We start from the raw sequence: 20,761 nt of genomic DNA, 5'->3' as shown, positions 1-20,761 counted from the left end.
TAAGAAAATCCATAATGAATGTCTGGAGCGGTATGGGGCTGCGTACCCGCCTCGAAATTTTCATCATAATCGCATTCTTGCCTTTGGTCGGTCTTGTCCTGTCGCTCTATCTGCAGCAATGGAACGCTGATATCGAGCATGCCCGTCAGCGGGTTCTGATGCTTGCCGAGCAAGGCGCATCCCAGCAGGCCGATGCCATCGCGCGGGTGCGCGAGACGTTGCAGACGCTGGCCTTGATCCCCGAAGTCAGCCGGCACAGGTCCGAGGATTGCGGCCCGCCCCTGCGGCGGGTCATGTCGTTCCACCTCTGGAGCACCGGCTTTGCCGTGTCTTCGCCCGACGGCCGAATCCTCTGTCGGACGGGACTAGGTGGCAGCCCGGTGACGACGGTGGCGGACCAGGAATATTTCCAGCGGGCGCTTGCCACCAAGTCCTTCAGCACCAGCGATTTCCGTGTCGGACGTGCTTCCGGCAAGCCTCTTCTGGCCGCCGCCCTACCCCTTCTCGGCGACGACGGAGCCGTGGAGTCGGTTCTGCTGACGGGATTGGATCTGAAATGGCTTGGCGACCTGACGAGCGAGGCCGTGGAGGCTCCAGGGACCACGGTGACCCTGTTCGACGCCCAGGGAACGATCCTGGCGCGCGAGCCGGGGCCGAGCACCTTGGTGGGCAAGCGCATGGCCGACCATCCGGTCACCCGCGCGATCTTTCAAACCGATCGCGGCATCGTCGAGCGCACCGGCTTCGAAGATCACCCGCGGATCATCGGCTTCGCGAAGCTGGAGGACACCGGCGGGCGGATCGCTGTCGGGATTCCGCGCGATTTCGTGCTCGACGAAGTGAACGGCAAGATCATGTGGGGCATTGCAATCCTGGCCGGCGTCGTCGCGACGATCGTTGCCGGCGTCTGGTTCCTGCTCGATATCCTTGTCCTGCGCGGGCTGCGGGATCTCCAGCAATCCGCCACCGACCTGTCGGCGGGACGGATCGATCCCGTCGCCAGAAGCGCTGCGGCCGGATTCCGCACTCGGGAGATCGGCAGTGCCGCGCAGGCAATTCACGACATGGGCGCCACCCTGCATAGCTTCGCCTACAAGGATCAACTCACCGCCTTGGGAAATCGACGTTACCTGGAAGCCAAGGTTCGGGAGTTGGCCGCCCTGCCGCCCGGCGGACGCATGACGGTGGCGGCCCTCTGCATCGACCTGGATGGCTTCAAGCCGGTGAACGATCGCCATGGCCATCATGTCGGCGATGCCGTGCTGGCGGAGGTCGGCCGCCGGTTGCTCCACTGCGTGCGTGACGGCGACGAGGTTATCCGGCTCGGCGGCGACGAGTTCCTGGTCTGTCTCGCGCTCCCGCAGGCCGACTGGCTGACGCCGCAGGAGGTCGCGGCCCGGATCATCGCCTCGCTGTCGGCTCCGATGAGGCTGGAAGGGGTGGAGATCGGAATCGGATGCAGCATCGGTATGGCGCTTTGGCCGGTCGACGATACGGATTTCGACACGGTCCTGCGCTATGCCGATCAAGCCTTGTATGCCGCCAAGCGCAACGGACGTGGGCAGGTCGGCCTGCATGGCCGGGCGGTCGCGGCCGACGATGGCTCCGCATAGGCTGCCCAGTCCGCCCTCGCCGCTTCCACCGCCCGCTCCGCTCGGTTATCGTCGCGGACTTTCCCCTCCCGGCAATCGGAGACGGCACGACATGACCCGCAACATCGACCGGCTGCTCGACGTGATGGCGCGGCTGCGGAATCCCGACGGCGGCTGCCCCTGGGATTTGGAGCAGACCTATCGTTCCATCGCGCCGCACACGATCGAAGAGGCCTATGAGGTCGCAGATGCCATCGAGAAGGACGACAAGGTCGCCCTGCGCGAGGAGTTGGGCGATCTGCTGTTCCAGGTCGTCTATTACAGCCAGATGGCGCGCGAAGAGGGACTGTTCGATTTCGACGAGGTGGCCGGCGTCATCACCGACAAGATGATCCGTCGCCACCCCCATGTCTTCGGGCCGGAAGAGGTGAAGTCGTCGGACCAACAGACCTCGCGCTGGGAAGACCACAAGGCGGCCGAACGGGCGGCCAAGGCCGCCGGGGAAGGCCGGGCTCCGTCGGCATTGGAAGGAGTGATCGCCGGGCTGCCGGCGCTGACGCGGGCGCTGAAACTTCAGAATCGTGCGGCGCGGGTCGGCTTCGATTGGACCGACGCCCGCGACATCCTCGACAAGATCGAGGAGGAGGTGCGGGAACTCCGGGCGGAGATGGATGCCGGCTCGGCACAGGAGCGGGTGGCGGACGAGTTGGGCGACCTGCTGTTCGCCCTGGTCAACCTCGCCCGCCGGCTGAAGGTGGAGCCGGAAGCCGCCCTGCGCGGCACCAACGCCAAGTTCGAGCGGCGCTTTCACCGTATCGAAGCCCTGCTGGCCGCCGAGGGACGGAAGCCGCAGGACGCCACGTTGGATGAGATGGAAGCCCTGTGGCAGCAGGCCAAGCGTGAGGAGCGCGGCGAAGCCTGACGATTCAATAGCCCCAGCGGTCGAAGGCGAAGGCCCACTGGCGGCGCACGGCGGTGCGGGCCGGGGCCTCCAGATCGTGCCGGGAACGGCGGTAACCGCGCACGCCCGCCAGAGATGTTTCCATTTTTTCGGCTGCACCGGCGCGAATGGGCCGAGCCCGAGATCTTCATAGGTTTCGGCCAGATTCTCCAGCGGATCGGTGACGAAGCGGTCGTAGCGGATTTTCCAGCCGAACCCGAGGGTCGCGAACGACAATGGCAAGGACGATCTCCGCCTTGCGGTCGGTGGAATGGTCGTCCAGCACCACCACTTCCAACTCGACACCGCGGCTGAGCAGCGCGGCATCGACCGCGGCGGCAATGCCGGCCTCCTCGTTGCGGGCGGGGATCAGGATGCTGACGGCGGTACCAAGCGGCGGGGTGGCGGTCGGACGGCGGTAGAGGAACAGGTTCACGATGCCCCTGCCCCAGAGGCTGCAGCGCCAGGATCAGCGACAGCCCGGCGATCAGGTCGACGAGGATCATGGCCGCTTCACCTTCCGCCGCCCCACCCGTCCCTGTCTCGTGCCGTGCGCCGCCGAGAAGCTCTGCCCGCCGGCCCAGGCGCGCGCAGGGCGCCACAGGTCATAGACCCCGCCGATCCCCACCGTTCCCTCGATCAATGTCAGGAAACGCGCCGGGTCGCGGCTTTGCGCGTCGAGTGCCAACTGGTCCATCACCGCCTCCAGCCGTCCTTCCAACTCCACCGCAATCTCCGGTACGGTCAAGTCGGCAAAGGACGCGGCCTCCATCGGTTCCCCAAAGCGGATCAGGGCTTCCGGCGTGCGCTCGTCCCAGAACGGGTATTCGATGGCCAATGGCACCAACGGGGCCGACGGCATGCGGCGGACGAGATGGGCGATGCCCGGCCGCAGCGTCATCGGGCGGCGGCGCGGGTCGGTGAAGGCGCCCTCCGCGGTGATCCACAACATGGCGCGCGGGTCGGCCAGGATGTGCTCGGCATTGCGCAGGAAGGCGACGGTACCGGTACGGCCGGGCTCCAGCCCGAACAGGCCGATGTGGCGCATGAACCGGTAGCGGCGCAGCATCTCCGCATCGATCGGCCCGGAGCCCGGCCGGCCGCGGAAGCGGGTGGTCCCCATGACGATCAGCAGGGCGGGGTTCCACCAGGACGGATGGATGCGGTGGCACTGGTCGCCGCGGTGCTGATCGTTGCAGCGGCGCGATGAGGCAATTCCTTGAGGCCATCCAGCCGCTCGGGCTGGCTCATGCCACAGTCCCGGCATAGGCGCGGCGAAGCTCCCGCTTCAGCGAGAACCGCTGACCGAAGAAAGCCGTCGTACCCTGCGCAACCTGAAGCGCGGCATCGATCCGAAATTCCGCAGCCTGATCGAACGCGGAATCGCAGAGGGCAGCATTGCCCTCTGCGATCCGAAAATTGCCGCCTTCACCCTGTCGGGCGCGCTCAGCTGGGTCGCCCGGTGGTACCGTCCGGACGGCGGCCTGGATCCGGCGGAGATCTCCCGCCAGTCCATCGCCCTGCTGCTGAACGGTCTGCGTCCACGCCCGGATCTGGTGTAAGCGGCCTCCGTCAGCCCGGCTTGCCGGACTTGGTTTCCGGCTGCGTCTTCACCGGATTGGTCGGATTGTGAGCGCCTTCGGCGTCCTGCTGGACATTGTATTTGCTGTGGCTACCGCCTTTGGGCTTGTCGCCGTTGTGGTCGGTAGGTGGCCCCTGGTCACCGTGCGGCTGGCTGGTGTCGCCACCGGTGCGGCGGGTGGTCTCGTCGGCCATTACGTCCTCCTTCCAGATGATGAATGACCGCTCAACCGGAATGGGAGATGGAACGTTCCATGCTGGCCTTTGCACTACTGAAAGTTGGTCACTGCATCCGGGAGAATAGGCGTGTCGGACATTAACCTTATTCTATGCCCAACCGCTGATCTACTTACTACGCATATCCGAGTACGAACAAAGTCCGTACATAAAATCTGTCCGCGGCAAATCCGGATGGTCTTCCATTGCGTAGAACGATCCCAGAGAGTTATCGGAACCGAGGATCATCCCAAACATGACCGTCGAGCTGACTGACGCGCAGGCGAAGCGACTTGCCACCTTCTCCATCACCGATGAGGATCTGGCCCGCCTGCGGGGTAACCGTGAGTTCGTGGAGCGTCGGCTTCCCGCACTGCTGGAAGACTGGCATCGGTATTTCGATGCGTGGCCGGAGATCCAGTCGGCGCTGAGGCATCCCGAGGTGCATGCCGCCCGACTGGACCATTGGATGCGGGCCGCCTCGGGACGGATCGATGCCGGTTTCGCAGACTCCGCAAAGCGGCTTGCGATCCAGTTTTATAAGAACGGCGTTCCGGCTTATGCGGTTTCGATCTGCCACCATATCGTCAGTACCAACATCGCCCGCGAACTGGGCCTGACCGGAGGCGACGAGGGTTTGGCATTCAGCCTGTTCGGTGCCAACGCCCGTCGAAACCGCACCGCCCAGTTGGAAACGCTGACCAAGATCGCGTGGTTCGACATGGAACTGCTGCTGGAGACCTATCAGGCGGCGGAGGAGGAGAGCAAGCGCGCCACCCTCGACCGGCTCGCCGGCAGTTTCGAGGACAGCGTCAAGAGCATCGTGGAGGGTACGGTCGCCGCCTCCAACCAGATGCAGGCCCATGCCCAGCGCATGTCGGAAATCGCCACCAGCACCAGCCGCCGTTCCGCCGACGTCGCGTCGGAGACGGAGGTCGCGTCGTCCAGCATGCAGACGGTGGCCGCGGCGACCGAGCAGCTCGCCAGCTCCATCTCCGACATCAGCCGGCACGTCAACGAATCCTCCCGCATCTCCTCCTCCGCCGTCGACGAGGCGGAGCGGACGAAGGGAACCGTCAGCGGGCTGGTGGACGCGGCCCAGCGCATCGGCGACGTCGTCAACCTGATCAACAACATCGCCAGCCAGACCAACCTGCTGGCCTTGAACGCCACCATCGAGGCGGCCCGGGCCGGGGAAGCCGGCAAGGGCTTCGCCGTGGTGGCCAGCGAGGTGAAGAGCCTCGCCAACCAGACTGCCAAGGCGACGGAGGACATCTCCAGTCAGATCACGGGCATGCAGAACGCCGCCACCCAGGCCGCCGAAGCGATCCACGCGGTGGGCCGCACCATCACCCATATCAACGAGATCGTCACCACCGTCGCCGCCACGGTGGAGGAGCAGACCGCCGCGACGCAGGAGATCACCCGCAACGTGCAGGAGGTCGCCGTCGGCTCCCGCCGGGTCACCGACTCCATCGGCGAGGTGACGCAATCCTCCTCGGAGACCGGCGGCATCGCGCAGGAGGTGCTGACTGCCGCCGGCCTGCTGCACCGGCAGGCGGACGAGCTGAACCGGGGGGTCGGCGATTTCCTGACCCGGATCCGTACGGCGCGCTGATCCGTGGAACCGCTGTGCATGGCTGCCGCGCCCCCTCGCCTGCTGGACGGACAGGGGTGGCGGCAGGCAGCATGAGGCGGTCGCAAATCATTCGTACAGGTCTGGGTTCGTGGCGGGTTCAAAGGACGGATCGGAGGGTGGCAGGCTGAAGTTCGGCGCGCGGGCGGTCGTGCAATGGGTAAGCCTGCTTGCCCTGTCGGCGGTGGTGACGCTGGGGCTGGATACGGCCGGGCTGCCGGCGGCGTGGCTGATCGGGCCGATGATCGGGGCCATCGCGCTCGGCGTCGGCGGAGCGTCCATCCGGGTTCCGCCGTCCGGCTTCACCATGGCGCAGGCGATCATCGGCTGCCTCGTCGCCCATGCCGTCACTTCGTCGATCCTGCTTTCGATCGCCCGCAACTGGCCGCTGATGCTGGGAACCGTCGGGCTGACGGTGCTGGTCAGCGGCATCGTCGGCTGGCTGTTCGTTCGCTACGGCAGCCTGCCCGGCACCACTGCGGCCTGGGGTGTGTCGCCGGGGGCGGCCTCCGCCATGGTCGCCATGGCCGGGGATTATGGAGCGGACGTGCGGTTGGTCGCGGTGATGCAGTATCTGCGCGTGGTCCTGGTGGTGCTCAGCGCCTCTCTCGTAACGCACGCGCTCACCGCCGGATCGGAGGGCGTCGGCGTCCCGGCGGCACCGGTGGAGACGCTGGACCTGCGCGGGCTGGCGGCGACGCTGCTGGTCGCCGCGTTGGGCGGCTGGATCGGCCACCGCTTCCGCATTCCGTCAGGCGCCCTTCTGGTGCCGATGGTGCTGGGAGCATTGGTCCAGGCCGGCGCCGGTGTGACCCTGCAACTGCCGCATGCGCTGCTGACCGTCACCTACACGATCATCGGCTGGAGCATCGGCCTGCGCTTCACCCGCGAGGTGCTGAGCCACGCGTTGCGCGCGGTGCCGCAGATGCTGTTGTCGACCGGACTGATGATCGCGCTGTGCAGCCTGTCTGCCTGGGTTCTGGTCACGCTGCTGCCGACCGATCCGCTGACCGCCTTCCTCGCCACCAGCCCGGGCGGGCTCGACTCCGTGGTGGTGATCGCCCTTGGCAGCGGGGTGGACCTGCCGCTCGTCCTGGCTCTGCAAACCCTGCGGCTGTTCGTGGTGGTGCTGTCGGGGCCGCCGCTGGCCCGTCTGATCGCACGCTATGCCTGACGTTTTTGGGATGAGGGGCGGATTGCCGGGACGGGACGTTGCGCCAGCGCCGGTCCGGGGCGTATCTTCAATCCCCCCTCACGTCCGATCCCGGAGTGCCTCGGCAATGACCGACCGTCCCCACCGTCCCGAAACCATCGCCGCCGGCGCCCTGGGCTTTGAGGACGCGGCAAGCGGCGCGGTTATCCCGCCGATCCATCCGTCCACCACCTATGTCCGGGATCCCGACAACGGCTATGGCCGCGGCCGGGTCTATGCCCGCGCTGACAACCCGACCTTCGACATTCCGGCCAGGACCATCACCGAACTGGAGAAGGGAGCCGACACGCTGCTGTTCGCCTCCGGCATGGCGGCGGCGACCGCAGTGTTCCAGGCGCTCGACCCCGGCGACCATGTGCTGGTGCCCGACGTAATGTACTGGGCCTTCCGCAATTGGGTGCATGGGCCCGCCACCCGCTGGGGCCTGAAGGTCGAAGGGGTGGACATCAGCGACACCGACGCGGTGCGCGCCGCACTCCGCCCCGGCCAGACGCGGCTGGTCTGGGTGGAGACCCCGGCCAATCCGCTGTGGACCGTCACCGACATCGCCGCCGTCGCCGAACTGGCGCACGAGGCCGGGGCGTGGCTGGCGGTGGATAGCACGGTGGCGACCCCGGTGCTGACCCGGCCGCTGGAACTGGGCGCCGACATCGTCATGCATTCGGCAACCAAATACCTGAACGGCCATTCCGACGTCGTCGCCGGTACCCTGACCGCCGCCCGCAAGGACGAGTTCTGGGGCCGCATCAAGGCGGTGCAGACCCAGCAGGGCGGTATCCTCGGCAGCTTCGAGGCGTGGCTGCTGCAACGCGGCCTGCGTACTCTGTTCGCCCGCGTCCGCTGGCAGAGTGCCGCCGCCATGACCTTGGCGGAGCGGTTGTCCGCCCATCCGCAGGTAGCCGACGTGCTTTATCCCGGCCTGCCCGGCTTCCCCGGCCACGGCATCGCATCGCGGCAGATGAGTGGCGGCTATGGCGGCATGCTGTCCATCCGGGTGAAGGGCGGCACCCAGGCCGCCATCGACACCGCTGCCCGCGTCGGCATCTGGCGCCGCGCCACCTCGCTTGGCGGGGTGGAAAGCCTGATCGAGCATCGCGCCAGCATCGAAGGCCCGAGTTCCCCCGTGCCGGGCGACCTGCTGCGCCTGTCGGTCGGGCTGGAGTCGCCCGACGACCTCTATGACGATCTGGCCGGGGCGTTGGGCCAAGGCTGAGGAACTGCTGCGATCCCGCCGTCCGCGGAACGGTCGGGCGGGACATATCGACGCGGCACGGCCGAAACGCGCTTTCCCGAGTATCCCCAACCCGGATAGGGCTTGACAGTGAGAATGATTCGCGCCGTTATTCGCTGAGAATAAGTCGCACTTGCTGTCATTACCGACCACCGACGTTCGAGGAGACCTCCATGTCGAAGCGCGCTGCCGGCTTTGCCGCCGTAGCCGTCGTTGCCCTGCTGCCGTACGGTGCCCAGGCCGCCGGTCCGGCCTACAAGGACGTGGCGAAGAACTACGCCGACATCGCCCATGCCGCCTATGAGGACGCCACCAACGGCGCCAAGGCGCTGAAGAAGGCGGTGGACGCCCTGGTCGCCAAGCCGACCGAGGAAAATCTGGCGAAGGCTCGCGACGCCTGGAAGGCCGCCCGTGTTCCGTACATGCAGACGGAAGCCTTCCGCTTCGGCAACCCGATCGTCGACGAATGGGAAGGCAAGGTGAATGCCTGGCCGCTGGACGAGGGCCTGATCGACTATGTCGATGAGGGCTATGCCGGCGGCGAGAGCAACCCCTATGCCAAGGCGAACGTCATCGCCAACCCGAAGATCACGGCCGGCGGCAAGACGATCAACGCCAGCAAGATCACCAAGGAACTGCTGACCGACAAGCTCCATGGCGCCGGCAAGGTGGAGGCGAACGTCGCCACCGGCTACCACGCCATCGAATTCCTGCTGTGGGGCCAGGACCTGCATGGCACTGGTCCGGGTGCCGGCGAGCGCAAGGCCACCGACTATGCCAAGGGCAAGGACTGCACCAACGGTCATTGTGACCGCCGCATCCAGTATCTGAAGGTCGCCACCCAGATGCTGGTCGACGATCTGGCCGAGATGACCGCCGACTGGGCCGCCAAGGGCAAGGCCCGCGTCTCCATCGCCAAGGCGCCGGAGAGCGAGGGCGTCGCCCGCATGCTGACCGGTCTGGGGTCGCTGAGCTATGGCGAGCTGGCGGGTGAGCGTATGAAGCTCGGCCTCATGCTGCACGATCCGGAGGAGGAGCATGACTGCTTCTCCGACAACACCCACAACTCGCACTATTACGACGAAGTCGGCATGGTGAACGTCTACAACGGCAGCTACAAGCGCACCGACGGCAAGACCGTCTCGGGTGCGTCGCTGTCCCAGCTGGTCGCCGCCAAGTCCACCGACGCCGACGCCACGGTGAAGGCCGCCATGGCCAACACCATGAAGGCGATGCAGGCGATCAAGGACACCGCCGACAGCGGCAAGATGGCCTACGACCAGATGATCGCCGCCGACAACGACGAGGGCAACAAGCTGGTCTCCAACGGTATCGACGGTCTGGTCGCCCAGAAGAAGGCGCTGGAAGGCGCCGTCGCCGCCCTCGGCGTTTCGGTCGAGGTCAAGGGCTCCGACAGCCTCGACGACCCGTCGAAGGTCGCCAAGTAACCGGTTCCCCCGGCTCCGGTCCCGTGCCCTCCCGCGCAGGACCGTCCTCCCAGAGCTTCCCTTCCGGGCCGATCAGGTCGTGATGGGAGCGGGACCGGAGCCGGTTCTTTTCCTGCCTGTAGTTTTCGGACCACCGTCATGCCGCATCACCCCGCCTCCGCCTTGTCCCGCCGCACTCTCCTGCGCGCCGGGGGCGCCGCCATCGCGGCGACGGCACTCGGCGGAACCGGTCTTGCGGCCCCCGATGCCGGTGCGCTGAAGCCCGGCCTCACCGGATCGACGCCGATCACCGCTGCCGGCGATCTGGTCGAGGTCGAACTGGTCGCCAAACAGCGGATGCTGCGCATCCTGCCGGAACCGGCGGACCCGTCGCCGCTGATCACCTATGCCGACCGCTTCCCCGGCCCGGTCATCCGCATGCGCAAGGGTCAGCGGCTGCGCGCCACCCTGGTGAACGGGCTGGACGAGCACACCTCGATCCACTGGCACGGCATTCGCCTGCCGAACCTGGAAGACGGCGTGCCCTACCTGACCCAGCCGCCGACCAAGCCCGGCGAGCGCCACGTCTATGAATTCACTCCGCCCGACGCCGGGTCCTTCTTCTTCCATCCCCACTGCAACACGGTGGAGCTGCTGGGCCGCGGCCTTGCCGGCGTGCTGATCGTCGAGGAGCCGGACGCACCGAAATTCGATGCCGACATCGTCTGTCTGGTCAAGGACTGGCAACTGGACAAGTCCGGCAAGTTCGGCGCCTTCACCACCGACCGCGGCGCCTCGCGCGCCGGCACCTTCGGCAGTGTGTCGACCGTCAACGGCGCCATCGAACCGGTGATCGAGGTCCCCGCCAATGGCGACATCCGCGCCCGCCTCTACAACATCGACAGCACCCGCGTCGTCGATCTGCGGGTGGAGGGGGCCGACGCCTGGATCATCGCGGTCGACGGCAACCCGCTGCCGCCCCGCCCGCTGGACGGGTGGCCGATGGGGCCGGCGATGCGCATCGACGTGCTGTTCCGCGCCCCCGCCAAGGCCGGCCAGACCCTGCGGCTGACCAACGTCTATTCGGCGGAGCCCCGGCCGCTCGCCACCTTCCGCGCCGTCGGCCCCGGGCTGCCCAACAAGCGCTTCAAGCCGCGCGCCCTGCCCGCCTCCGCCATTCCGGAGCCGGATCTGAAGGACGCGCCGATCATCCCAATTGCCTTTTCCGCCACCGCGGTAGCGCAGAGCTTCGACGCCGCGGTGCTGCCCGGCCTGCCCTATGCCGACGCGTTGTGCCTGTCGGCGAAGACCTTCTGGGCGATCAACCAACAGAGCTGGCCGGAGGGCGGGCATGAGCGTTTGCCGCCGCCGCTGGTCACGCTGGAGAAGGGCCGCAGCTATATCTTCGAGTTGGCCAACCTGACCCCGCACCTGCACCCGATCCACATCCACGGCTACACCTTCAAGGTGCTGTCCTCCGACGCCCGCAAGGTGGTGCCACACCACGCCGACACCGTGTTGCTGGAACCGAAGGAACGGCTGCGCGTCGCCATCAAGGCCGACAATCCCGGCGACTGGATGTTCCACTGCCACATCATCGAACATCAGGACACCGGCATGATGGGATACATCCGCGTTGCTTGATTCCACGCCTTTCCGCTTCGCCGGCCAATACAATCCGCAACCAAATTCCCCTCTTCCCCCCGGGGAGAGGGTCAGGGTGAGGGGGCAGCACGGGCGTCAGCCCGTGCCAGGGGATTGCCAAGGGGCAGAATGCCCCTTGGCGGCGCGCGACAGCGCGCCGGCCCCCTCACCCTCCCCACGCCTGCGGCGCGGGTCCCCCCCCTCTCCCCGGGGGGGAGAGGGTCTATCGCTCCTAGCCGCACTGACCGCCCTTTTCCTTCTCGCCGCCCCCGCTGCCCTGGCCGCCGACAGTCTCGACAACCGCATCGGCGAGGCACTGTTCCGCCGCATGTGGGTGGCTGCGCCCACCGCGACGCAGGCGGCGGACGGTCTCGGCCCGCTCTATAATGCGCGCTCCTGCGCCACCTGCCATCCGCGCGGTGCCGGCGGACGCCCCCCCGACCCGGCGGTGAAGGGGGACCAGGGCGTCGGCTATGCGATCAAGCTGAACGCTGACCCGGTGTATGGCCGGCAGATCCAATCCAACGGCATCCTTGGTCAGGTGATCGAAGGCCGCCCGCGCGTCACCTACCGCGAAGAGACGGTCCGCTTCCCCGACGGCGAGACCGTCCGCCTGCGCCACCCGACGCCGGTGGTCGAGGATCTCGGTTACGGCCCGCTGGCCGAGGCGACGGTGATGTCAGCCCGCGTGCCGCCGCGCGTTCACGGCATGGGTCTGCTCGACCGCATCCCGGCCGATGCGATCGAGGCCGAGGCCGCCAGACAGGCAGCTTCCGGTGGTCCCATCGCTGGCCGGGTGAACCATGTGACGGTGGACGGCAGGCGTCAGGTCGGCCGCTTCGGCTGGAAGGCGATGCACCCCACCCTGGACCACCAGGATTCGGAGGCCTTCAGCCTCGACATCGGCATGTCGACCCCGAGCTATCCGGAGCCCTGGGGCGACTGCACCCCGGCGCAGACCGCCTGCCGCAACGCGCCGCACGGCGATTCCAAGCAGTTCGAAGGGCTGGAGATACCCAGCACGATCATTGGTCTGATCGACGGCTACCTGCGCGACCTGCCTCCCGACGGCAGCCAGGAGGCGCCAAAGGACAAGGTTGGCACGGCGCTGTTCGCCGATACCGGCTGCGCCGCCTGCCACCGCCCGTCCTGGCGCACGGGGGAGGATGCCGGGCATCCCGCCCTGTCCAGCCGCGACATCTTCCCGCACAGCGACATGCTTCTCCACGACCTCGGCCCCGGACTGGGCGACCGGCTGCCGATGGGCGAGGCGAAGGGATCGGACTGGCGCACCACCCCGCTGTGGGGTCTGAACCGGCTGGCGGCCAAGGACGGTCAGCTGTCCCTGCTGCATGACGGCCGCGCCCGCAGCGTCACCGAAGCGATCCTGTGGCACGGCGGCGAGGCGGAAGCGGCGAAGGACCGCTTCATGTCGATGCCGGGAGCGGAGCGGAAACGGCTGGTGCGTTACGTGCTGGGTTTGTAAAGGAGGGGCGGGGGCTTCGATCCACGTCAAAGGCAGAAGGGATTTGATCGTATGCGACGCCGCATAGTGCTGGGACTGATGTCGGCCGCTGCCGCCGTGGCGGCTCTGCTGCCGCGGACGCCGGCCTTCGCCGCCCGCCAGCCGGACAAGGACGCCGTCTTCCTCGGCGGGATGGTCCGCACCCACGCCCTGCCGCGCTTCGAGGCGCTGGTGGCAGCATCCACCGCCTATGTGGAGACGCTGGACCGCTTCGCCGCCGGCCCCACGGCCGCCGGGCTTGACGCGGCACGCGCCGCCCACACCAAGGTTACCGATGGCTGGGCCGCCGTACAGCATCTGCGCCCCGGCCCGCTGACCATGAGTCTGCGGGCCGACCGCATGTCCTTCTGGCCGGAGCGGCCGGGCGTCGTCCAGCGTCAGATCGGCCAGATCCTGCGCGACCATGACCCGAAGCTGCTGGAGCCCGGTGCGCTGGCCCGCCAGAGCGCAGCGGTGCAGGGGCTGACCGTGCTGGAGCGGCTGCTGTTCGACGAAGGCGTCACCGCCGACGGCTTCACCGGCAGCGACGCCAAGCAGTATCGCGCCAAGCTCGCCGCCGCCGCCGCCCGCAACATCCTGACCATTGCCACCGAAGCGCGTGACGGCTGGAAGGATCTGGAGGCACCGCTCGCAGGCGGACAGGCGACCGTCCTCGGCCCCAATGCCTTGGAGGCGGTGAACACCCTCTATTCCTCGGCCATCACCGCGATGCAGGTGGTGATCGACCAAAAGATGATGGCGCCGCTTGGCACAAGCATCGAAGACGCCAAGCCGATGGTGGTGGAGGCGCTGCGCAGCGGCCGGTCGCTCCGCAACATCGTGCTGAACCTGGAAGGGTTGCGCGCTTTGCTGATGGGTGAGCATGGCGGGCCGGGCTTCGTCTCGCTGCTGCCGGCCAACGACGACGGCGCCACCGCCAAGCAGGCGATCGATGAGAGCTTCGCCGCCGCGATCAGCGCGGTGGAGGCGATCCCCGGTCCGCTGAACAAGGCGGTGACCGACCCCGCCGCCCGCAAGAAGACCGAAAGCGCGCTGCGGCTGGCCAAGGCGGCACGGGTGGAGATGCTGGGCACGCTGGCCCCGCTGCTGGACATCACACTGGGCTTCAACGAACTGGACGGGGACTGACGATGGCGGTCGACCGCAGGAACATCCTGGGCGTGCTGGCCGGACGCGTTTTTGGTGGGCGGCTGGTCGCCAGCTTGTCAGGCGGTGGGCTGCTGGCCGTGCTGACCGGCAAAGCCCAGGCGGCGGATGCCGACACACTCTACCTCAATGCCTATGCCACCGCCGGGGCGGAACCGAGCTTCGGCGTCGCCGCCCTGGACCGGACCGGCAAGGTGCTGTTCACCACCGCCACCCCCGGCCGTGCCCACGGCATCGTTTCCCGGCCAGGCATGGCGGAGGCCGCCGTCTTCGCCCGCCGCCCCGGCCGCTGGTTCCAGACCTTGTCGCTGGCCGACGGCACTCCCGGCCCGGTGGTGCGGGCGCCGGACGACCGCCGCTTCACCGGCCATGGCGACTATTCCGCCGACGGTCGCACCCTCTATGTCGCCGAGGACGATGTCCTGCGCGAAGAGGGCGCCATCGGCGTCTATGACGCCACCGACAATTACCGCCGCATCGGCGCCATCCCCACCCATGGGCTGGGACCGCACGAGCTGATCCTGATGCGCGACGGCACGACACTGGCCGTCGCCAACGGCGGGGTCATCACCCACCCCGACACCGGTCGGGCCAAGCTGAATCTCGACAGCATGGACAGCTCGCTGACCTATGTCGAGGCGGCGACCGGCAAGCTGCTCGACAAGGTCCGCCTGCCGGAGGAGCACGCGAATCTCGGCATGCGCCACATCGCCCTGCTGGACGATGGCGGAATCGCCTTCGGCGTGCAGGACGAGCGGCCGATCGGCATGCTCCAGCCCCTGGCCGGTGCCCACCGCCCCGGCAGCGGCGCCGTCCGCCTGTTCGATACGCCGGAGGATGTCCTGTCGCGCATGCAAGGCTATGTCGGCAGCGTGGCGTCGGACGGCAAAACCGTCGCCGCCAGTTCGCCGATGGGTGGGATCATCGGGCTGTGGAGCGCGACGGATGGGGCATGGCTGGGTTCCACTGCGCTGGCAGACGGCTGCGGTCTGGCGCCGAGCGGCGAAGGCTATCTGGCGACCAGCGGGCTCGGCGTGATCGAGCCGGTGTCGGTCAGCGCCGAGGCAGGGCCGGAGCGCAAGGCACCGGCCTTCCGGTGGGACAACCACCTGACGCGGCGGGTGGCGTAAGGCGAGAGGTCTTTGGAGAGGGGCAGTTCGGCCCCCTCCCCGTTCAGCGCCTCACCCCACCAACGCCGCCGCATGGTGGCGCAGATGGTCCTCGATGAAGGTGCTGATGAAGAAATAGCTGTGGTCGTAGCCCGGCTGCATCCGCAGCGTCACCGGGTGCCCGACCTCCTCAGCCGCCGTGACCAATGCCTGCGGCTTCAACTGCGCTTCCAGGAAGCCGTCACGGTCGCCCTGGTCGATCAGGATCGGCAGCCGCTCGGGAGCATTCCGGATCAGCGCGCAGGCGTCCCACTCCAGCCAGCGGCTGCGGTCTGGCCCCAGATAGCGGCCGAAGGCCTTCTCACCCCAGGGCACCGCCGCCGGGTTGACGATGGGGGCGAAGGCCGACACCGCCTTGTAGAAGCCGGGATGCTTCAACGCACAGACCAGCGCGCCGTGTCCGCCCATCGAATGGCCGGCGATGGAGCGGGTGTCGGTCACCGGGAAGTTCGCCTCGACCAGCGCCGGCAGTTCCCGCGTCACATAATCGTGCATGCGGTAGTGGCGGGCCCAGGGCTGTTCCGTCGCATCGACATAGAAGCCGGCGCCGAGCCCGAAATCCCAGGCGCCGTCGGGATCGCCCGGCACCGCCTCCCCGCGCGGGCTGGTGTCGGGAGCGACGACGGCGAGGCCAAGCTCCGCCGCAACGCGGAAGGCACCGGCCTTCTGGGTGAAGTTTTCGTCGGTGCAGGTCAGGCCCGACAGCCAGTAGAAGACGGGCACCTTGGCGCCGGAGTCCGCCTGCGGCGGCAGGAAGACCGCGAAGGTCATCTCGCAATTCACCGCCGCGGACTGGTGCCGCACCCGCTTCAGCCGCCCGCCGAAGACGCGGGTTTCCGACAGGGTGGTCAGGGGATCGGTCATGGAAACGCCCTTTGAAGATCGATGGCCGGATCGCCCCCTCCCCCGCAGGTGGAGGAGGGAGCCCTCCTCATCTCACTGATTGTAGAGGATGACCGAGCGGATGCTCTTGCCCTCATGCATCAAGTCGAAGGCGTGGTTGATGTCCTCCAACCCCATGGTGTGAGTGATGAAAGTGTCCAGCTCGAACTCGCCGCGCAGGTAGCGCTCCACATACTCCGGCAGCTCCGAGCGGCCCTTGACGCCGCCGAAAGCGGAACCGCGCCAGACGCGGCCGGTGACCAGCTGGAACGGGCGGGTGGAGATCTCCTCGCCGGCACCGGCGACGCCGATGATCACCGACTCGCCCCAGCCCTTGTGGCAGCATTCCAGGGCGGCGCGCATGATCTTCACATTGCCGATGCACTCGAAGCTGTAATCGACGCCGCCGTCGGTCAGCTCGACCAGGACTTCCTGGATCGGGCGGTCGTAGTCCATCGGGTTGATGACGTCGGTGGCGCCCAGCTGCTTGGCGATCTCGAACTTCGACGGGTTGATGTCGACGCCGATGATGCGGCTGGCCTTCGCCATGGTGGCGCCGATGATGGCCGACAGGCCGATGCCGCCCAGGCCGAAGATGGCGACGGTCGAACCCGGCTCCACCTTCGCGGTGTTCATCACCGCGCCCATGCCCGTGGTGACGCCGCAGCCCAGCAGGCAAACCTTCTCAAGTGGCGCCGCCTTGTTGATCTTGGCAAGCGCGATCTCCGGCAGGACCGTGTATTCGGAGAAGGTCGAGGTGCCCATATAGTGGGCGATCTGCTTGCCCTTCAACGAGAAGCGGCTGGTGCCGTCCGGCATCAGGCCCTTGCCCTGGGTGGCGCGGATCGCCTGGCACAGGTTGGTCTTGCCGGACAGGCAGAATTTGCACTTGCCGCATTCCGGCGTGTAGAGCGGGATAACGTGATCGCCGACCGCCACGGAGGTGACGCCAGGGCCGACCTCCACCACCACGCCGCCGCCCTCATGGCCGAGGATGCAGGGGAACACGCCTTCGGAATCCTTGCCGGACAGCGTGTAGGCGTCGGTGTGGCAGACACCGGTGGCGACGATGCGGACCATCACCTCGCCGGCCTTGGGCGCCGCGACCTCGACCTCTTCGATCTCCAGCGGACGGTTGGCTTCCCAGGCGACGGCGGCGCGCGACAGAACCATGTGGGTTTCCTTCCCCTTGAACGGATTGGCCTCAAGTCGGGTTGGCCAATGCGAATTGGCATTTGATTCCCGCAGTGTAGACCGCGACCGGTCATTGCCAGAACGGCGATTTCGGGAATAGATTTTTGCCATATGGGGATAATGGCCGGACGGCCCTGGAAAAATTGCCCCCAGGAGAAAGTCTTGGGAGAAAGATCATGAGCGGCTGGGACGGCATCGACGAATTTGTGGCGGTGGCGGAAGCCGGCAGCTTCTCCCGTGCGGCGGAGCGTCTGCGCGTCTCCTCCTCCCACGTCAGCCGCAGCGTGGCACGGCTGGAGGACCGGTTGCAGGCCCGGCTGTTCTACCGCACCACCCGCAAAGTCAGCCTGACCGAGAGCGGACGCGCCTTCCTGGCCCGTTGCCGGCGGCTGGCGGAGCAGCGCGACGACGCTTTCCTGGCGGTCGGCGCCTTGCAGGGCGGCAGCGACAGCGAGGTGAAGGGATTGCTGCGCATGACCTGCTCCACCGCCTATGGTGAGCAGTTCATCATGCCGCTGATCAACGATCTGATGGAGCGCCACCCACAGTTGAGCATCGAGGTGGAACTGACGAACCGGCAGCTCGATCTGGTGCAAGAGGGGTGCGATCTGGCCATCCGCCTTGGCCGGCTCAGCGAATCGAGCCTGGTGGCGACGCGCATCGCCCCGCGCGTGATGCATCTGTGCGCCGCTCCGGCCTATCTGGAGCGCCACGGCACGCCCGACAGCCTGACCAGCCTCAGCACCCACCAATGCCTGATCGGTACCTCAGATCATTGGCTGTTCGACGACAACGGTCAGGACTGGCTTTTCCGTCCGCGCGGCCGCTGGCGCTGCAACAGCGGATTCTCGGTGCTGGACGCGGCATTGCGCGGCTTTGGACTGTGCCAGTTGCCGGACTATTACGTACGCGGGGCCGTGGCCGAGGGACGGCTGGTTTCGCTGCTGGACCGCCACCGGCCGCCCAACACGGCGGTCTGGGCGGTCTATCCGCAGAAGCGCCATGTGCCGGCCAAAGTCCATGCGGCGATCCGGCACCTGAAGGACGGGCTGGCACGGCGGGCGGAATACCGGTAACGGCAGTCAACCGCGTTCAGCCGTGATGGCGCAGATAGGCGCGCGGGTCGCATTCCTCTCCCAGCGCCATGGCGCGGGCGCGGTGGATGTGCTGCATCAGCACGTCGCGGAACTCCTGCGCCGTCAGGTCGCTCCATTCCGGCGTCTCGCCGGCGAAGGTCATCTGCGCGGCGGTCGCCTCGAACAGCCGCAGCCATTCGTCCGCCTTGCCTGCCGGGTTGTCGTCCTTGCGGAACATCTCCGCCATCATCTTGGTCATCAGCGTGCCAAGGGCCAGCAGGTTCACATGCAGCAGCATGTTGCCCAGCATCACGTCGGGCTTTTCATCGAGCATGGGTTTGTCACTCCGGGCGATGTCGTGACAGGTCACACGGACGGTGTGCCCAAAGCTGGCGCAAAATCTTCCTTGAAAAAGAAAGCCCTCCCCACAGGTGCGGAGAGGGCCAGTTTCGGGAGGACGCCCGAGAGGAAACGGATAAGGGTCAGGCGTGCGCGCCGGCCCCCTGGACCGCCGGCTTCGGTGCTGCCGCGGCGGCCACCGGCTTCTTCAGAATACGCAGGGCGACGGCGGTCACCACGGTGCCGACGACCAGCGCCACCACATAGCCCAGCAGATGCGTCACCGCGTTGGGGATCGGCAGGACGAAGACGCCGCCATGGGGCACCTTCAGCTCCGCCCCCACCGCCATCGACATCGCACCGGTCAGCGCACCGCCGATCATCAGCGACGGGATGACGCGCAGCGGATCACGGGCGGCGAAGGGAATGGCGCCTTCGGTGATGAAGGCAATGCCCAGGACCGCGGCGGCGTTGCCGGCCTCGCGCTCCTCATGGGTGAAACGGTCGGCAAACAGCTTGGTGGCGAGCGCCAGACCCAGCGGCGGCACCATGCCGGCGGCCATGGCGGCGGCCATCGGGGTATAGACCTGGCTGGCGATCAGGCCGGTGGAGAAGGCGTAGGCCGCCTTGTTGACCGGACCGCCCATGTCGAAGGCCATCATGGCGCCGAGCAGCAGGCCGAGCAGGATGGCACTGCTGCCCTGCATGCCCTTCAGCCAGGCGCTCATCCAGGCCAGTGCCTCGGCGACGGGGGTGCCGACGACGTAGATCATCAGCAGGCCGGTCAGCAGCGAGCCCAGCAGCGGAAGGATCAGCACCGGCTTCAACCCTTCCAGGTTGCGGTGCAGCTTGATGTGCCGGTTGAGGAAGGCGGTGCCGTAACCGGCGATGAAGCCGGCGACGATGCCGCCCAGGAAGCCGGCGCCGATGCTGCCGGCAAGCATGCCGCCCACCATGCCGGGGGCAATGCCGGGACGGTCGGCGATGGAATAAGCAATGTAGCCGGCCAGCGCCGGAACCATCAGGGCGAAGGCGCCCTTGGCGCCGATCTGGAACAGGGCATAGCCCAGCGTGCCGGCGTTGGCCTCCTCATAGACGTAGATGCCGCCCAGCGCGAAGGCCAGCGCGATCAGCAGGCCGCCCGTCACCACGAAGGGCAGCATGAAGGACACGCCGGTCATCAGATGCTTATAGGGGCCGGTGCGCTGGGCAGACCGTTCCGCCTTGCCGGCGGCGACGGCATCGGCCAGCGGGACGGCAGCGCCATGCACCTTCGCCTCGGCCAGGGCGCGGTTGACCAGCGCCTTGCCATCGTTGATGGCAGGCTTGGTGCCGCTCATGAACACGCGCTTGCCGGCAAAGCGGGACAGGTCGATCTGTGTGTCGGCGGCAATCAGCACGACGTCCGCCTCGCGGATCTCGTCTTCGGTCAGCGTGTCTCGCGCACCGACGGACCCCTGCGTCTCCACCCGGACCTTGTGGCCCAGTGCCGTCGCCGCCTGCTGGATGCCTTCGGCCGCCATGAAGGTATGGGCGATGCCCGTCGGGCAGGAGGTGATCGCGACGATCCGGCGCTGTGCCGACGCCGCGGTGGAGGCGGCGGAGGACAGCGCCTTCTCCAGCACGGCACCGGCATTGCCCAGCACATCGTCCAGCGAGGCGGTGCTGCGCTTCAGCGTGGCGAACCGTCCGTCATCATGGTCGCCAGTACCGACCAGGATCACCCCGTCGGCTGTTGACAGCTCGGTGGAGTTGAGCGAGGCCTGGATGCCAAGGCTGGTGCGGATCTCGACCTGGATGCGATGGCCGGCCTTCGCCGCCGCCTTGCGCAGGGCTTCGGCTGCCAGAACGGCCTGGGTGGTGAGGTCGCCCGCCGCGATCACGGCCAACAGGTTCGCCATTGTTTCCTCCTGGCGGGTTCGCGCCCGCGCCTGTCACTATGTTGAGTCC

19 protein-coding genes are annotated in these 20,761 nt (G+C 67.5%); 12 read left to right on the top strand and 7 right to left on the bottom strand.

Annotation, left to right across the window (positions count from 1 at the left end; all coding sequences use genetic code 11):
* Window positions 1-14 precede the first annotated feature (14 nt).
* Both J2848_RS24185 and mazG read left to right on the top strand, forming a co-directional pair.
* A complete protein-coding gene (locus tag J2848_RS24185; RefSeq protein ID WP_246194015.1) occupies window positions 15-1,613 on the top strand; it encodes a sensor domain-containing diguanylate cyclase in 1,599 nt (532 codons plus the stop codon).
* Window positions 1,614-1,704: 91 nt separating this feature from the next.
* Window positions 1,705-2,514, top strand: coding sequence for a nucleoside triphosphate pyrophosphohydrolase (gene mazG / locus J2848_RS24180; protein ID WP_149232909.1), 810 nt, complete (start codon window positions 1,705-1,707; stop codon window positions 2,512-2,514).
* Window positions 2,515-2,680: 166 nt separating this feature from the next.
* On the opposite strand, the gene J2848_RS24175 is transcribed toward mazG, so the two are convergent.
* Window positions 2,681-2,968 carry a glycosyltransferase gene (locus tag J2848_RS24175; RefSeq protein WP_246194014.1) on the bottom strand — a complete coding sequence of 96 codons (288 nt, stop codon included), beginning with the start codon at window positions 2,966-2,968 and terminating at the stop codon, window positions 2,681-2,683.
* A 66-nt stretch (window positions 2,969-3,034) separates the two neighbouring features.
* On the bottom strand, window positions 3,035-3,799 hold the full coding sequence (locus tag J2848_RS24170; RefSeq protein ID WP_246194013.1) for a lysophospholipid acyltransferase family protein: 765 nt from the start codon (window positions 3,797-3,799) through the stop codon (window positions 3,035-3,037).
* Here J2848_RS24170 and J2848_RS24165 point away from each other — a divergent pair.
* Entirely contained in the window at window positions 3,798-4,094 is a 297-nt protein-coding gene (locus tag J2848_RS24165; protein ID WP_170307133.1) for a TetR-type transcription factor C-terminal domain-containing protein, read from the top strand. The two genes, J2848_RS24170 and J2848_RS24165, sit on opposite strands and share 2 nt — an antisense overlap.
* 10 nt (window positions 4,095-4,104) lie before the next feature.
* Here the strand turns inward: J2848_RS24165 and J2848_RS24160 are convergent, their stop codons facing one another.
* Window positions 4,105-4,308, bottom strand: coding sequence for a hypothetical protein (locus tag J2848_RS24160; RefSeq protein ID WP_149232908.1), 204 nt, complete (start codon window positions 4,306-4,308; stop codon window positions 4,105-4,107).
* Between the two features lie 277 nt (window positions 4,309-4,585).
* Here J2848_RS24160 and J2848_RS24155 point away from each other — a divergent pair, with 277 nt between their 5' ends.
* The 8 genes from J2848_RS24155 (at window position 4,586) to J2848_RS24120 (ending at window position 15,281) form a co-directional block, all read left to right on the top strand.
* On the top strand, window positions 4,586-5,947 hold the full coding sequence (locus J2848_RS24155) for a globin-coupled sensor protein (protein ID WP_149232907.1): 1,362 nt from the start codon (window positions 4,586-4,588) through the stop codon (window positions 5,945-5,947).
* A 109-nt stretch (window positions 5,948-6,056) separates the two neighbouring features.
* On the top strand, window positions 6,057-7,139 hold the full coding sequence (locus J2848_RS24150) for an AbrB family transcriptional regulator (protein WP_149232906.1): 1,083 nt from the start codon (window positions 6,057-6,059) through the stop codon (window positions 7,137-7,139).
* A 106-nt stretch (window positions 7,140-7,245) separates the two neighbouring features.
* Window positions 7,246-8,391, top strand: coding sequence for a trans-sulfuration enzyme family protein (locus J2848_RS24145; protein ID WP_149232905.1), 1,146 nt, complete (start codon window positions 7,246-7,248; stop codon window positions 8,389-8,391).
* A gap of 191 nt (window positions 8,392-8,582) precedes the next feature.
* Window positions 8,583-9,857, top strand: a complete 1,275-nt coding sequence (locus J2848_RS24140; RefSeq protein WP_149232904.1) for an imelysin family protein — start codon at window positions 8,583-8,585, stop codon at window positions 9,855-9,857.
* Between the two features lie 138 nt (window positions 9,858-9,995).
* Window positions 9,996-11,480: a multicopper oxidase family protein gene (locus tag J2848_RS24135; protein ID WP_149232903.1), complete on the top strand. Its 1,485-nt coding sequence runs from the start codon at window positions 9,996-9,998 to the stop codon at window positions 11,478-11,480.
* 136 nt (window positions 11,481-11,616) lie between these two features.
* Window positions 11,617-12,966 (top strand): di-heme oxidoredictase family protein, encoded by a 1,350-nt coding sequence (locus tag J2848_RS24130; RefSeq protein ID WP_246194012.1) that lies wholly within the window; start codon window positions 11,617-11,619, stop codon window positions 12,964-12,966.
* Window positions 12,967-13,017: 51 nt separating this feature from the next.
* Window positions 13,018-14,133, top strand: a complete 1,116-nt coding sequence (locus tag J2848_RS24125) for an imelysin family protein (RefSeq protein ID WP_149232902.1) — start codon at window positions 13,018-13,020, stop codon at window positions 14,131-14,133.
* A gap of 2 nt (window positions 14,134-14,135) precedes the next feature.
* Window positions 14,136-15,281: a DUF1513 domain-containing protein gene (locus J2848_RS24120; RefSeq protein WP_149232901.1), complete on the top strand. Its 1,146-nt coding sequence runs from the start codon at window positions 14,136-14,138 to the stop codon at window positions 15,279-15,281.
* 51 nt (window positions 15,282-15,332) lie between these two features.
* Here the strand turns inward: J2848_RS24120 and fghA are convergent, their stop codons facing one another.
* Window positions 15,333-16,184: an S-formylglutathione hydrolase gene (fghA, locus tag J2848_RS24115; RefSeq protein ID WP_149232900.1), complete on the bottom strand. Its 852-nt coding sequence runs from the start codon at window positions 16,182-16,184 to the stop codon at window positions 15,333-15,335.
* 72 nt (window positions 16,185-16,256) lie between these two features.
* Window positions 16,257-17,375 carry an S-(hydroxymethyl)glutathione dehydrogenase/class III alcohol dehydrogenase gene (locus J2848_RS24110; protein WP_149232899.1) on the bottom strand — a complete coding sequence of 373 codons (1,119 nt, stop codon included), beginning with the start codon at window positions 17,373-17,375 and terminating at the stop codon, window positions 16,257-16,259.
* A 197-nt stretch (window positions 17,376-17,572) separates the two neighbouring features.
* Here J2848_RS24110 and J2848_RS24105 point away from each other — a divergent pair, with 197 nt between their 5' ends.
* Complete coding sequence (locus J2848_RS24105) at window positions 17,573-18,472, top strand: LysR family transcriptional regulator (RefSeq protein ID WP_149232898.1); 900 nt, start codon at window positions 17,573-17,575, stop codon at window positions 18,470-18,472.
* 16 nt (window positions 18,473-18,488) lie between these two features.
* Here J2848_RS24105 and J2848_RS24100 read toward each other — a convergent pair whose 3' ends face one another.
* Window positions 18,489-18,806, bottom strand: coding sequence for a hypothetical protein (locus J2848_RS24100; protein ID WP_149232897.1), 318 nt, complete (start codon window positions 18,804-18,806; stop codon window positions 18,489-18,491).
* A 148-nt stretch (window positions 18,807-18,954) separates the two neighbouring features.
* Entirely contained in the window at window positions 18,955-20,712 is a 1,758-nt protein-coding gene (locus J2848_RS24095) for a PTS fructose transporter subunit IIC (RefSeq protein WP_149232896.1), read from the bottom strand.
* Window positions 20,713-20,761: the final 49 nt, after the last annotated feature.

This window comes from Azospirillum lipoferum, from assembly GCF_024170005.1.
GTDB classification, from domain to species: domain Bacteria; phylum Pseudomonadota; class Alphaproteobacteria; order Azospirillales; family Azospirillaceae; genus Azospirillum; species Azospirillum lipoferum.
The sequence above is the reverse complement of the archived record's forward strand: the minus strand, read 5'-3'. Positions and strand labels throughout refer to the sequence as shown.

Excerpts from the sequence above, each read along its gene's own strand:
- J2848_RS24185 (WP_246194015.1), top strand. The coding sequence starts at position 15 with ATGAATGTCTGGAGCGGTATGGGGCTGCGTACCCGCCTCGAAATTTTC.
- mazG (WP_149232909.1), top strand. The coding sequence starts at position 1,705 with ATGACCCGCAACATCGACCGGCTGCTCGACGTGATGGCGCGGCTGCGG.
- J2848_RS24170 (WP_246194013.1), bottom strand. The coding sequence starts at position 3,799 with ATGCCGGGACTGTGGCATGAGCCAGCCCGAGCGGCTGGATGGCCTCAA.
- J2848_RS24160 (WP_149232908.1), bottom strand. The coding sequence starts at position 4,308 with ATGGCCGACGAGACCACCCGCCGCACCGGTGGCGACACCAGCCAGCCG.
- J2848_RS24155 (WP_149232907.1), top strand. The coding sequence starts at position 4,586 with ATGACCGTCGAGCTGACTGACGCGCAGGCGAAGCGACTTGCCACCTTC.
- J2848_RS24145 (WP_149232905.1), top strand. The coding sequence starts at position 7,246 with ATGACCGACCGTCCCCACCGTCCCGAAACCATCGCCGCCGGCGCCCTG.
- J2848_RS24140 (WP_149232904.1), top strand. The coding sequence starts at position 8,583 with ATGTCGAAGCGCGCTGCCGGCTTTGCCGCCGTAGCCGTCGTTGCCCTG.
- J2848_RS24135 (WP_149232903.1), top strand. The coding sequence starts at position 9,996 with ATGCCGCATCACCCCGCCTCCGCCTTGTCCCGCCGCACTCTCCTGCGC.
- J2848_RS24125 (WP_149232902.1), top strand. The coding sequence starts at position 13,018 with ATGCGACGCCGCATAGTGCTGGGACTGATGTCGGCCGCTGCCGCCGTG.
- J2848_RS24120 (WP_149232901.1), top strand. The coding sequence starts at position 14,136 with ATGGCGGTCGACCGCAGGAACATCCTGGGCGTGCTGGCCGGACGCGTT.
- fghA (WP_149232900.1), bottom strand. The coding sequence starts at position 16,184 with ATGACCGATCCCCTGACCACCCTGTCGGAAACCCGCGTCTTCGGCGGG.
- J2848_RS24110 (WP_149232899.1), bottom strand. The coding sequence starts at position 17,375 with ATGGTTCTGTCGCGCGCCGCCGTCGCCTGGGAAGCCAACCGTCCGCTG.
- J2848_RS24105 (WP_149232898.1), top strand. The coding sequence starts at position 17,573 with ATGAGCGGCTGGGACGGCATCGACGAATTTGTGGCGGTGGCGGAAGCC.
- J2848_RS24100 (WP_149232897.1), bottom strand. The coding sequence starts at position 18,806 with ATGCTCGATGAAAAGCCCGACGTGATGCTGGGCAACATGCTGCTGCAT.
- J2848_RS24095 (WP_149232896.1), bottom strand. The coding sequence starts at position 20,712 with ATGGCGAACCTGTTGGCCGTGATCGCGGCGGGCGACCTCACCACCCAG.